The sequence below is a fragment of the Microbispora bryophytorum genome, assembly GCF_006874465.1.
In the GTDB taxonomy this organism is placed as follows: domain Bacteria; phylum Actinomycetota; class Actinomycetes; order Streptosporangiales; family Streptosporangiaceae; genus Microbispora; species Microbispora bryophytorum.
This window is the reverse complement of sequence record NZ_VIRL01000003.1, coordinates 319483-332355: the sequence shown is the minus strand read 5'-3', so window position 1 is coordinate 332355 and position 12873 is coordinate 319483. Positions and strand designations below refer to the sequence as shown.

Annotated in this window: 8 protein-coding genes; 5 read left to right on the top strand and 3 right to left on the bottom strand. The window is 72.9% G+C overall.

Features of this window, described 5'->3' with window-relative positions; translation table 11 throughout:
• Positions 1 to 8: 8 nt before the first annotated feature.
• On the bottom strand, positions 9 to 2126 hold the full coding sequence (locus FLX07_RS08985) for a hypothetical protein (RefSeq protein ID WP_229689543.1): 2118 nt from the start codon (positions 2124 to 2126) through the stop codon (positions 9 to 11).
• Positions 2127 to 2283: 157 nt separating this feature from the next.
• Here FLX07_RS08985 and FLX07_RS08980 point away from each other — a divergent pair, with 157 nt between their 5' ends.
• The 4 genes from FLX07_RS08980 to FLX07_RS08965 all read left to right on the top strand — a co-directional run bounded on the left by FLX07_RS08980 (position 2284) and on the right by FLX07_RS08965 (position 10298).
• Entirely contained in the window at positions 2284 to 4038 is a 1755-nt protein-coding gene (locus FLX07_RS08980) for a hypothetical protein (protein ID WP_189104898.1), read from the top strand.
• Between the two features lie 788 nt (positions 4039 to 4826).
• Positions 4827 to 6233 carry an LCP family protein gene (locus tag FLX07_RS08975; protein ID WP_142569464.1) on the top strand — a complete coding sequence of 469 codons (1407 nt, stop codon included), beginning with the start codon at positions 4827 to 4829 and terminating at the stop codon, positions 6231 to 6233.
• 344 nt (positions 6234 to 6577) lie between these two features.
• A complete protein-coding gene (locus tag FLX07_RS08970; RefSeq protein WP_167748172.1) occupies positions 6578 to 9067 on the top strand; it encodes an acyltransferase family protein in 2490 nt (829 codons plus the stop codon).
• A gap of 67 nt (positions 9068 to 9134) precedes the next feature.
• Positions 9135 to 10298: a glycosyltransferase family 4 protein gene (locus FLX07_RS08965; protein WP_142569461.1), complete on the top strand. Its 1164-nt coding sequence runs from the start codon at positions 9135 to 9137 to the stop codon at positions 10296 to 10298.
• 40 nt (positions 10299 to 10338) lie between these two features.
• Here the strand turns inward: FLX07_RS08965 and FLX07_RS08960 are convergent, their stop codons facing one another.
• Together FLX07_RS08960 and FLX07_RS08955 are read right to left on the bottom strand one after the other, a co-directional pair.
• Positions 10339 to 11580 (bottom strand): RNA polymerase sigma factor, encoded by a 1242-nt coding sequence (locus tag FLX07_RS08960; RefSeq protein ID WP_142569459.1) that lies wholly within the window; start codon positions 11578 to 11580, stop codon positions 10339 to 10341.
• On the bottom strand, positions 11564 to 11932 hold the full coding sequence (locus tag FLX07_RS08955; protein ID WP_142569457.1) for a YciI family protein: 369 nt from the start codon (positions 11930 to 11932) through the stop codon (positions 11564 to 11566). The genes FLX07_RS08960 and FLX07_RS08955 overlap by 17 nt, the downstream gene beginning before the upstream one ends.
• Before the next feature lie 159 nt (positions 11933 to 12091).
• Here FLX07_RS08955 and FLX07_RS08950 point away from each other — a divergent pair, with 159 nt between their 5' ends.
• On the top strand, positions 12092 to 12841 hold the full coding sequence (locus FLX07_RS08950; protein ID WP_142569455.1) for an acetoacetate decarboxylase family protein: 750 nt from the start codon (positions 12092 to 12094) through the stop codon (positions 12839 to 12841).
• Positions 12842 to 12873: the final 32 nt, after the last annotated feature.

Here is a 12873-nt window from a genome sequence, read left to right as displayed (position 1 = left end):
TAGATCCATCAGATCGGTACGGTCATCCAGACGTCGATGGTGAGCGACCAGGTGCCGTTGGGCGGGTCCACCAGCGAGCGTTCGTCCTGCCGGGTGCGCAGGCTCATCACCCGGGTCGCCGGGCCGTACGCCATGAGCTGCTCGGGCTCGGCGGCGAGCAGCACGGGCACGCGGCCGGTGCGGCGGACGGCCTCGGCCAGGCGCAGCACGTCGGCCCGGAGCGGCACGTCGGACTTCTGGGGATAGACCACCCGGGCCGTCGGCAGCCCGCACTGGCCGCGCAGGACCTGCGTCAGCCGGTCGCCGGTGACCCGTTCGGCGATGAGCACCGAGGCGTTCGGCGGGATCGCCCGGCACAGGCCCGCCACCGCGGCGGCCTCTCCCCTGTTGACCGGCGTGAACGCGGTGCCGATCGAGGTGATCGCGGGCGGGACCGCCAGCAGCAGCGCCCCCGCCGCGACGGCGGCCCGCGAGCGGCCCGGACGGCCGGCGAACCAGCGCGTACGCGCGAGCCGCCGCGAGAGCCACCGCAGCCCCCAGACGGCGAGCAGCACCAGACCGGGGATGACGATCGGCACCAGCCTGCGGGAGGCGAAGGGGTGGTCGGGGGTGATCGCGGGACGCCAGAGCGTCGTCACCGTCGTCCACCCGATCACGGCCAGCGGCAGCAGCCAGCCGAACTCCTCTGTCAGGCCGCCCCTGGTCAGGCGTCGGACGAGCACGGCCGCCGCCACGGTCGCCAGCACGACGGCGGGGATCCCGACGTACCAGAAGACCCAGTCGAGGGAGTGCTCGTAGTACAGCCGGGACATGTCCTTCGCAAGGCCGTTGGCGACCTGCGTCTTCTCGATGAAGTCGGCCGTGAGGCGGTCCTCGGGCGTGACCGCGTCGCGACGCACGGTCTGCACCCAGGGCCGTACGGCGAAGCCCGCCATGACCAGCACGACCAGGACCGCGGCGGCGTTCGGCAGCCACCCCGCTCCCCTGAGGAGCCGGCGACCGCGGACGGCGATCCGGGGCGCGAGAGCCGTGCCGGCGACCGTGAGCGCCACGACGACGGCGCAGATCGCGAGCAGGGGAATGAGCGAGCCCGACAGATACTCCAGATAGGGCCGGGCGAGGACGTAGCCGCCGGCGAACCCCCACAGGCCGCCCACGACCAGGCCGGTCAGCAGGGGCACGCCAAGCCGCCCCTCGGGAAGGGGCCGCACGCGAGGTGTCCGCCGGAGCGCGATGAGCATCCCGGCGAAGGCGAGCACGGGCAGCACGTCGCGCAGGCCGTCGATGCGCACCAGCAGCGCCAGCCCGAACGACAGCCCCGCGAGCGCGGCGGAAGGGAAGCCCGCGCCCGGCAGTGCCGCCCCGAGCCGGGCCCGGGCGTCGAGCAGCAGGTTCATCCCGCCGAACAGCAGGATGAGTGAGGGGATCTCGCTGAACGTCGTCCGCGACGTGTAGAGGATGGGCAGGCTGACGGCGAACACGAGGGCGGCGAGGGGCGCCCACCGCGCGCCCGCGAGCCGCGCGGCGGTCCCGGCGACGGTGAGCACCGCGAGCGCGCCCAGCACGGGCGGCACGAGCAGCAGGCCCGGGACGCCGCCCAGCCAGTGGCCGATCGCATAGGTCATCGGCGACCCGGCCATGAACTGGGGGACGATCCCGCCGCCCGTCATGTAGACGCCCATGCTGTCGAAGCGGAGCGCGGGGTCGGGACCGCCGAAGTCCCCCACCGGGATCGGCAGCGACCCGTGCCGGGCGAGCCAGACGGCGTACTGCGCGTAGGTCGACGGATCACGCCGGACGATCAGCTGCTCGCCGTGCAGCAGCCCGTTGAACACCCCCGACCCGAGCGCCACGGCGAGCGTGGCCGCCGTCGCCCAGCGGTGCGGGGTGGCGGTCGCTGGCAGGCGGCGCAGGCCCGCCGTGCACAGCAGCAGGGCGGCGGCGCCGCCGAGCAGCGCCATGGGCAGCGGCCGGAAGGAGCCGAGCAGCAGCAGCGGCAGCCCCGCGAGCAGCCACCCGCTCAGCGCGAGCGCGGGCACGACGGAGACGGCCGCGAGCGCCCTGCCCGCCGCCTCCCGCTCGGACGGCAGCCGTGTGCGGCCACGCGAGTGGCCTGATCTGTGCACAGGAATGCCCCCGAGACTAGCGGCCCGCCCCGGCGCCCCGCCTTCATCGGGCAGCCCGCCCGCTGCGCGCGTCGCGGTTGTCCACAGGCGCGTGCGGTCCTCGCACAGGGGTCCGAGGGAGCCGGTAGCGTACGCCGGGAGGCAGGCAGGGGGGCATATGAGGGTGTCGGACAGCCGGGGCTCGGCGCCCTGGCCGGAGGGGGACGGGCACCCGCACGCACGCCCCGCACCCGCCCGGCCCGGCGAACCGCCGTTCCCGGGACCGCCCGCGCCGCCCACGGGCGGTCAGCTCGTGAGCGGTCAGCTCGTGAGCGGTCAGCTCGTGAGCGGTCAGCTCGTGAGCGGGCGGCTCGGGCGGTGGCTGCGCGAGCGTGTGGAGCCTCGCGATCCGCTGCATCCGGTCGCCTGGGCGCGTGCCGGCCTTCCGGGGTGGGCGCGCCGGCACCGGTGGTTCCTCGTGGTCTTCGGGCTGGGGGCGCTTCTGCGGCTGGTGACCGCGCTCGGCTACCGGCCCGCGCTGTGGTTCCCCGACTCCTACACGTACGTTGTGACGGCCATGCGGCCGAGGCCCGACCTCGTCCGCCCGGCGGGCTACTCGATGTTCCTGAGGCTCCTGGAGGCGTTCCACAGCTTCGCCCTGGCCGTGACCGTGCAGCACGTGCTGGGGCTGCTCGTGGGCGTGATGGTCTACGTGACCGTCCTGCGGCGCGGCGGTCCTTCGTGGGCGGCCGTCCTGGCCTGCGTCCCGGTGCTGCTCGACGCGTACCAGATCGAGCTGGAGCACCTGCTCGTCTCCGACTCGCTGTTCACGTTCCTGGTCGTGGGCGCGGTGTGCCTGGCGATGCGCCCGCCGACGCCGCGCTCGGCCGCCGCGCTCGGCCTCGTGCTGGCCGCCGCCACGCTGACCAGGACCGTCGGGCTGCCGCTGATCGCCGTCTTCGCGCTCGTCCTGCTCGCGCACGGCGTTCGGGGCGCGGGCGCGCCGGCCCGCCCGGGCCGGGCGGTGGCCAGGCTCACCGTGCCCTTCCTGGTGGCCGCGCTCCTGCCGGTCGCGGGCTACGCGGGCTGGTTCTACGCGACCTACCAGCGCGTCGGGCTGGTCGGCTCCAACGGTGTGTTCCTCTACGCCCGCACGATGGCGTTCGCCGACTGCTCGGTGATGAAACCGCCGGCCGACCTCGCCGTGCTGTGCGACTCCCGGCCTCCCGCGTCCCGGCCGGCGTCGCAGGAGTACATCTGGAACGCCGAAGCCCCGTTGCCCCGGCTGCCCGGCATCACGTTCACCAAGGAGACCGACACCCTGGCCGGGAGGTTCGCCTCGCTCGCGATCCGCAGCCAGCCGCTCGACTACCTCCGGAGCACGCTGACGGAGCTCGGCAGGTCGTTCACGCTCGGGCGGCCCGTCTATCCCGACGCCGAGACGTACGGGTACTACGAGTTTCCGGACACCGTGCCGCCACCGCCCGGGCGCAACCCCGCCGTGGTGGGCAAGGAGTTCGCGCAGCGTTACGAGGGCGGGCCCGTCACGCTGCGCATCTCCGAGCCGTTCGCCGGCCTGATGCGGGCCTACCAGGACGTCGCACGACTACCGGGAACGGCGCTACTGGTGATCCTCCTGGCGCCCCCGGCCGCCTGGCTCGTCCGGGCCGGGTCGGCGCGGACACGACGGCCGCCCGCGAGACGAGCCCACTCGAACCGCGCTTCCTCGAACCGGGCCTCCTCGGACTGGGGCATCGCCTGGGCGACGGCCTGGGCGCTGCTGCTCGTCCCGCCCGCCACGGCCCAGTTCGACTACCGCTACGTCCTGCCCGTGGTGCCGCTCGCCTGCCTGGCCGCCGCCCTGTCCGTCCGGAGGCTCCGCCGGCGGACAAGACCTGCCGCCCCGATCGACCGGCCCTCGAACATCAAGTAAAGGTAAAGAGAAACTCATTCTCATACCCAATATGTCGGTGTTTAGTATGCTCTGCGCCTGGATCAGGGGGACGTGGCACGGCGTGATCGCGGCCCGGATCCTCCCAATCGCGGCGCCCGCAGAAGCTCCGGTGACCTACCCTCGGAGCGCGATGTGTGATCGCCAGGCAAGGAGGACAAGTGGGCGAGCGAACAAGTAATCCTTCCGTCCCCTCGCCCACTCGTCCGGCCGCCACACTGTGCCGTACGGCCGTCGCCCGCCGGGCAGGCGTGCGGTGAGCGAGCGCAGGCGCGTCGGCGCGCGTTCCGGTCCTCCGCAGGCTTCGTCCGACCAGAGGGTCTGGAGTCCCCCGGAAGACGGCTCGTACGACGGCGCCTTCGAGCCACCCCGGGGCGGCAGAGGCGCTCCCGCGCCCGCCGGATACGCCGACATGCCGGTGGCCACCGCCCCCGCGGGCTACGCGGAGATGCCGGCGAGACGGGGCGGGCGGCGACCGGCCCGGGACGACTACCCGCCCGAGGCGTACGACGAGGGACGTCGCCGAGGCGGGCGGCGCGCCGAGCCGAGCGAGCCACCCGATCCCCTCTACGAGGAGGAGGAGCCGCCGCGGCGGCGCGGCCGCAGGCGCGGGGGCGACGAGGAGACCGGCTACGGCCCGGCCCCCACCCCCCCCGGGCCGCGCGTCCAGGGGCGGCGGCGATCTCCCCCCTCCGGACGACAGGCCGTCCCGCCGGCGCGGCGGGGGCGGCGGCCGGCCCGGATTGGGGATCGGCGGCTGGATCAGCGTCGTGCTCACGTGCGTGATGGTCCTCGGCACGCTGGCGGCCTACAAGGTCTACCGGAGCACCTTCGGCCTGATCAACAGAGGCGCGTCCACCGACGACCTCGACAAGAACCGCCCCGTCAACGAGACCGGCGCGATAAACGTCCTGCTCGTGGGCTCGGACAGCCGCGCGGGAGACAACAAGAAGTACGGCCAGCATCTGGTCAACGACGGTGAGCGCACTGACACGATCATGCTGCTGCACGTGTCGCCCAACCGCGACGCGGCCACGCTGCTCAGCTTCCCCCGCGACTCCATGGTGATGATCCCCGCCTGTTACAACAGGAACAGGACGCTCGTTCCCGCGCATCTGGGCATGATCAACTCCGCGTTCTCCGACGGCGGGATGATCTGCACGCGCCGGACCATCGAGAGCCTCACCAATATCAGCGTCCAGCACTACGTGAAGGTCGACTTCACCGGCTTCAAAAGCATCGTGAACGCACTCGGCGGCATCGAGATCTGTCTGCCGCAGGCCGTCAACGACAAGAAGTCGAAGCTCATGCTGCCGGCCGGCAAGCAGATCGTGAAGGGCGAGGCGGCGCTCGGCTACGTGCGGCTGCGCTACGGCCTCGGCGACGGCAGCGACATCTCCCGCATCAAGCGCCAGCAGGTCTTCATCTCCCAGGTCGTGAAGAAGGCGACCAGCAGCGCCCTGCTCACCGACGTCGGCAAGCTGCAGAACTTCATCGCCGCCGCGGCCAAGTCCGTCACCATGGACGACGCGCTCAACGCCGAGGAGCTCATCAAGGTCGCGCAGAGCGCGCAGAAGCTATCGGCGAAGGGTTTCAAGGCCACCACCGTGCCGTGGGAGCCATACGTCGCCGACAAGAACCGCGTTCAGTGGAAGCAGCCGGCCGCGGACAACCTCTTCAAGGCCATCGCGAACGACACCGAGGTGACCCCCACCGCGTCCCCGAGCGCGGCCGCTTCGCCGACAGGGCCGGTGGTCACCAAGCCGCAGCAGGTCAAGGTGCAGGTGTTCAACGGCACCAACACGGGCGGCCGGGGCAAGGAGGTCGCCGAGGAGCTCGCCGGGCTCGGCTTCAACGTCGTCGGCGTCGGCAACGCTCTGCGGCCCGACGGCACCGACCAGCCGAAGACCCTTGTTCGTTACACCGGTCAGGGCTGGAACTACTCGAAGATGCTGGTCGGCAAGCTGGTCAACTCCGTCAGCCCGGAGACCGGGAAGGTGGCGAGCGGCGTGGTCACGCCGTTCACCCCCTCCTCGCCCCCGCCGGACGCGCCCAAGGGCAAGGTGCGCGGGCCGGTCATCCAGCTCGTCATCGGCGCCGACTGGAAGGGCGTGCGCGTCCCCCTGCAGGTCGGGGACAACGCGGTGACCTCCGAGACCAACATCTGCGCGAGCTGACCCGCGTCACCCCCTGCCCGCCTCCTGCCCACCCCCCTTGCGGTACACAGCCCGGCCGGGGCTCCCGAGCCGTCCCACGAGGACGCGGGGCCCCGGCCCGGCCCGGCTCGGCTCCAGCGCCCTCTGACAACACGGCCGACAGGTGTCACAGCAGTCGAGTTCGGTCCCAGAGGCGACATCAGTGGCCAAGACCGTTAGGGTGAACACCTGGCGAACGCGCCCTGTTCGCCCGTTCGGGCTGATGCGCCGGGGCGCCTTCGCTAGTGTCCGAAAGGACACGGCGACGCTACGTCAGGCGTGGCCGTTCCCCCCGAGCCTCCGACAGATAGCTGAGCGTTTCTCCCGTGAGTGACTCCCGCCATCACGCCCCGGTTCCCGGATCCCCGCAAGGCAACGACCCCGATGCCGAAGAGGCTCCCACCGGAGTGATAGGCCGCGTCACCGGAGACTGGCCCCCTCCGGACGGCGGCCTGCCACGGCGGGAGCCGAAGACCGCGGGCGGTGCGGAGGCGGAGCAGGGCGTCGGCCGGCCCGGCTTCCAGACCCAAGAACGGCACGAGCACGGGCGCCATGAGGGGGCTCTTCCGGCTCCCGGCGACGAGAGCGCGATCGCACCCGCGCACGGACGCCACGAGGGCGGCGAGACGGCCGGCACGGCCGCCGAAGCGGGGCGTGCCGACAGCCCCGGCGCCGTGCCGAACAACGCCATGCCGAACACCGGCGTGCCCAACACCGGCGTGCCCAACACCGGCGTGCCCAACAGCGCCGCGCCGACGGGCTTCACGCCGACCGGCTCCGCCCCCTCCGGCGCCCCGCCGTACGAGAAGCAGCCACTGCCCGTGCGCAAGCCGCGGAGCGCCGGTGAGCCCGGCGTCTCAACGAGCGGCGCAGCGCTGACCAGTTCCATGCCCTCCGGTGCCCCGCCGTACGAGAGGCAGCCGCTCCCCGTACGCAAGCCGCGCCAGCCGGGCGCCTCACGCATGGGCATGCCGCCCGCGTCCGCCCCGCAACCGGAGGGCTTCGACTACTTCTCCGCAGGCCGGGGCCCGGAGCTCAGGGACACCGAGCGTCAGGACACGGAGCGTCCCGCGGCGGGCGAGGGCACCGCCGACGGCCCCGCGTGGCCGCAGACGTTCCCCGAGCACGGTCCCCGCAACCTGGCGGACGCCTTCCCCGGCGCCACCCGGCGGTCGTCGGCGCCCAGCCCGCAGGACGGCTCCGACGTCCCCACGCCTCCCTTCGGCGAGTCGCCGGCCTTCCCCACCCCGGCCTTCGGCTCCGGGCCAGAGTCGCTGGGGACGCCGTTTTCCGGCTTCCCCGAACCTCCCAGCTTCCCCGAACCTCCCGGCTTCCCGGAGCCACCGGCGACCGCCGCCGGCAGGTCGGCGAACCCTTTCCTCGACACTCCCCCGTCCGGCGCCGGCCCCGCCTTCACACCGGACGACCCCTTCGGCGCCACGCCGTTCCCCGAGACCACCCGCGGCCAGCGCGGCGGGCGGGGTTTGCCTGACGCCTTCTCCGGGGCCGCCCCGAACGCGGCGTTCAGCCCCGCGCCGGACGCGCCGGCTCCCGCGTGGCCCGGTCAGGAGGCCGGCGACCCCGCCCAGTGGGACCCCTGGCGGCGCTCGCAGGACGGCTCCGGCGGCGCGGACCCCCGCCAGACCGGTCCGCTCGGCAGGCCGCTGCGCGCTCCGCTTCCCGCCTGGGCCGAGGTGCCCGTCCAAGCGGACGCCCCCTCCGCCCGGGGTGCGGGACAGCGCGGCGACCTGGAGAAGGAGCCCGAGCAGGAGTCCGCGCCCCGGGCCAGGAAGCCGCGCGATCCCTACCTGGACAACGTGAAGTTCGTCGGCATCGCCCTGGTGCCGATCGGGCACTCGCTGGTCCCGACGGTGGCGGTCGACTCCTCCCGGGCGGCGTACCTGTTCATCTACGTCTTCCACATGCCGCTGTTTGTCATCGTCAGCGGCTACCTGTCCAGGAACTTCTGGAACTCCAACGCGAAGACCAACAAACTGGTCGACACGTTCCTCGTGCCGTACGTGATCGTCGAGCTGGGATATGCCGTGCTGCGCACCGCCTTCGGGCACAAGTTCAGCATCACGATCACCGACCCGGCCTGGTTGAACTGGTATCTGCTCGCGCTGCTGTTCTGGCGACTGTCCACACCCGTGTGGAAGCGGATGAAGTATCCGTTCCTCATCTCGATCGCCGTGTATCTGTTCGCCGGGTTCTCCCAGCTGTCCGGCGACTTCAGCATGGACCGCTTCTTCGGCCTGATGCCGTTCTTCGTTCTCGGCCTCGTGCTCAAGCCGGAGGTCTTCGACTTCCTCAAGCAGCGCTGGGTGCGAGTGCTGTCGGTGCTCGTCCTGCTGGGCGCGGCCGGTGTGGCGATCTTCCTGGTGAAGAACTACTCGATCAAGCTCGGCCCGATCTACTACAAGAACAGCTACAAGGACCTCCACCTGGTCTGGTGGAAGGGCATGATGCTGCGCACGGGCCTGCTGGTGGCCGCGCTGGCCATGTCGGCGGCCGTGATGTCGCTGGTTCCCCGGCGCCAGACGTGGTTCACCGACCTCGGCACCCGCACGCTCTACTGCTACCTGCTGCACGGCGTGCCCGTGATGATCGCCAAGGAGATGGGCTGGCTCAGCTTCTCCTGGCTGCACGGCCCGCTCGGCGTGGCGGCAATCGCGTGCTCCTGCTTCGCCCTGGCCATCGTGCTGTGCCTGCCGGTCACCCGTACGGCGTTCAAGTGGCTGCTCGAACCCCGGCTGACCTGGCTGTACCGGAGGCCCGGCGGACGGACGCCACAGCCGGCGAACACCGGAAGTTAAGCGGCATTTCGAGGGGCATTCACCCGGCGCATCCGGTCATTTCGGACGGTGCAGTCAGCCTCCCCATATGAGGGTATGCGTCGGCACGACAGTCCATCACCCCGAGGACGCCCGGATCACCCACCGGCAGATCCGGGCGCTCCTCGACGCCGGGCACGAGGTCACCTTCGTCGCGCCGTTCACGCACTGCAACGTGACGCCGCGGCAGGGCATCCGTGCCGTCGACGTCCCGAGGGCCGTGGGGTTGCACCGCGGCAAGGCGCTGCGGACCGCCGCCTCCGCCCTGCGCACGGCGGTGCGAGACGCCGACCTGCTGGTCGTGCACGACATCGAGCTGCTGCTCGCGCTGCCCCGCAAACGTCCGCCGACGGTCTGGGACGTGCACGAGGACACGATCGGCGCGCTGAACGCCAAGACGTACCTGCCGGGGCCGGTGCGGAGCGTCCTGCCGCCGCTGATCCGCGCGGTGGAGAGCCGGGCGGAGCGGCGCCTCCACCTCATCCTCGCCGAGGAGTCCTACCGTGAGCGCTTCCCCGGCGCGCACCCCGTGGTGCCCAACCACACGTACGTGCCGCGGACGCCGCCCGCGCCGCCGGGGGACCACCGGATCGTCTACGTGGGCCAGATCTCCCTCGCGCGCGGCGCGGCCGAGATGGTGGAGATCGCCCGGCGGCTCCGGCCGTACGGCATCCGCCTGGATCTGGTCGGACCGGCCGACGCCGCGGTGCGTCCGATGCTGCGCGACGCGCAGCGCGGGGGGCTGCTCGACTGGTTCGGGTACGTCCCCAACAACCACGCGCTGCGGATGGCCGAGGGCGCCCTGGCCGGGCTGTCCCTGCTGCACGACGTGCCGAACTACCGCGAGTCGACGCCCACGAAGGTCATCGAATACATGGCCCGCGGCATCCCCGTCGTCACGACCCCGCTGCCGGGGGCGGCGTCCCTGGTCGGGCGGGTCGGCTGCGGGACGATCGTCCCGTTCGGCGAGGTCGGCGCGGTGGCCGACGCGGTCGTGCAGTGCGTGCTCCACCTGCGCGCGGACGCCGAACGGCGTGCCGCGATGGGCGCGCGGGGTTACGTCGAGGCGCTGAACCACTACCACTGGCCCGCCGTGGCCGGGGAGTTCGTCACCCTGCTCGAACGGTGGGCCCAGGCCCCCAGCCCCGTCGCCGCCCTCCCGGACCGTTCTCCCGCCGGCCGCCTGGCCAACCTGTCGGGGCAGAACGTCTAGGACCGCCGCGCCCGCCCCCGTGGGCGCGGGCGGCCCTGCTCTACCTCGACTCCCTCACCTGACGCAGGCGGCGGTCGAGGAAGGCCCACTCGGCGGCGTTGCGGGTGCGGGCGATCGCCTTCTCGTACGCCCGCGCCGCCTCCCCGGCCCGGCCGAGCCGCCGCAGCAGGTCGGCTCTGACGGCGTGGAACAGGTGGTAGCCGTCCAGGCCGAGTTCGTCCAGGAGGGCGAGCGCGGCCTCCGGTCCGTCCACCTCGGCTACCGCGACGGCGCGGTTCAGCGCGACGACCGGGCTCGGGGCGAGGGCGAGCAGGTGGTCGTACAGGCTCAGGATCTGCCTCCAGTCGGTGGCGGCGGCGATCGGCGCGTCGGCGTGGACGGCGTTGATCGCCGCCTGGATCTGGTAGGGCCCCGGCCGGCCGCGCCGCAGGCACGCCCGCACGATGTCCTGGCCCTCGGCGACAAACGCGCGGTTCCACCGGCCGCGGTCCTGCTCCGGCAGCGGCACGAGGTCGCCGGCCGGGCTGGTACGGGCGTCGCGCCGCGCGTGGACGAGCAGCATGAGCGCGAGCAGCCCCATCACCTCCGGCTCGTCGGGCATCAGCGCCGCCAGCAGGCGGCCGAGCCTGATGGCCTCCACGCACAGGTCGTCGCGGGCCAGCCGGTCGCCCGCGCTCGCCGTATGCCCCTCGTTGAAGATCAGGTAGACGACGGCGAGCACGGCCCGGAGGCGGTCCGGTAGGTCGGCCTCCCGCGGAACGCGGTACGGGATCCCGGCGTCTCGGATCTTTGCCTTGGCCCGGACCAGCCGCTGCGCCATGGTCGGCTCGGGGACCAGGAACGCCCGCGCGATCTCGACCGTGGTGAGACCGCCGAGCAGGCGCAGCGTCAGCGCGACCCGAGCGGCCGGGGCGAGTGCGGGATGGCAGCAGGTGAAGATCAGGCGGAGCCGGTCGTCGTGCACGGGACCCTCCTCGGCCGGTTCGTGGTCGGCGCCGTCGGGGGCGTGCAGCAGGGCCGCCCGCGCGTGCCTGTCCGCACGCACGGACTCCCGCCGGTGGCGGTCGATCAGCCGGTTGCGGGCGGTCGTGATGATCCAGCCGGCCGGGCTCGGCGGCGTCCCGTCGTGCGGCCAGCGCCGCACCGCCTCGGCGAACGCGTCCTGGACCGCCTCCTCGGCGACGTCGATATCGCCGAAGTGGCGGACCAGGACCGCGACGGCCCGGCCGTACTCCTCGCGGAACACCCGCTCGACGTCGGGGTCCCTACCGGCGGTCGTCATCGCCCTCCACGACGCCCGCGAAGGGGCGCACCTCCACGGGGAGCGTGGTCGCGCGGGCGAGCCTGCGACCCCATTCGAGCGCCGCGTCGAGGTCGGGCGCCTTGATGATCGTCACCCCGCCGACGTGCTCCTTGCCCTCGGTGTACGGGCCGTCGGTGACGAGCTCCTCCCCGTCGCGCACCCGCACCACGGTCGCCGTGCCCGGATCGTGCAGCCCGCCGGAGAAGACCCACGCCCCCGCGGCGCGCAGTTCCTCGTTGAGGACCGCCAGGTCTCGCATGATCGGCTCCAGGACCTCCGCCGGGGGCGTCCCGCCGCCGGGCTGCTGGATGCTGAGCAGATAGTGCCTCATGGTCTCCTCCACCTCCTCGGGAGGCCCGCGGCGCGGGCCCGTCCACCCTCTACACGAACGGCCGCCCCGGATGTCGACATCCGCCGGAAAACAGGTGTGGGACAACCTTGCCCGCCGTACGGCTGTCGCCCGGCCGCCGGGCTTTGCTGTACTGGAAGCATGGCAAGCCACGTCGTCCAGGGGCGCAGGGTCGAGACGCCGGTGGAGGTTCGCGACGCATCGGTCTGCCTCGCCGCCTACCTGGTGCGGGCCGACGCCGCCCGTGCGGTCCTCGCGTACTCCAGGATGGACGTCACCGAGGTCCTGCCGGGCAAGGCCCTGTGCTCGCTGGTGTTCGTCCGTTATCGCGATTCCGATCTGGGCTCCTACAACGAGTTCGGGGTCACCTTCCTCGTACGGCCGGCCGATGCGGGCCCCCCGCCGAGGCGCGGGCCGCTGGCCGGGCTGAAGGACCTGCGCGGAGCGGGGTCGGGCGCCTTCGTCCACTGGCTGCCGGTCGACCAGGCGTTCACGCTGGAGGCCGGGCGGAGCATCTGGGGCTTCCCCAAGGAGCTGGCCGACGTGGATCTGCGGCTCGGCTCGCCGTACAAGCGATGCCTGCTGCGCAGGGACGGCCGGATGGTCGTCGACCTGCTGGTCAGGCCGGGCATCGCGGCGACGCCCGCGCCGCTGCTCGGCGGGGTGCTGCCCCTGCCGGACGCCTACGCCCACCTGGACGGGGTCACCCGCCGCATCCCCTGGACGGTCCGGGCCCGGGGCATCCGCTGGCGGCCGGGCGGCGCGCTCATCCGCCTCGGCAACCACCCGATCGCCAAGGAGCTGAGCGAGCTCGGTCTGCCCCGGCGGGCCCTGATGACGGCCGCGGCCGAGCACGTGTCGATGGCGTTCGAGGAGCCTGGACCGGCGTGACCGTCCGAGGGCGCCGCGGCTCTCGCACATCC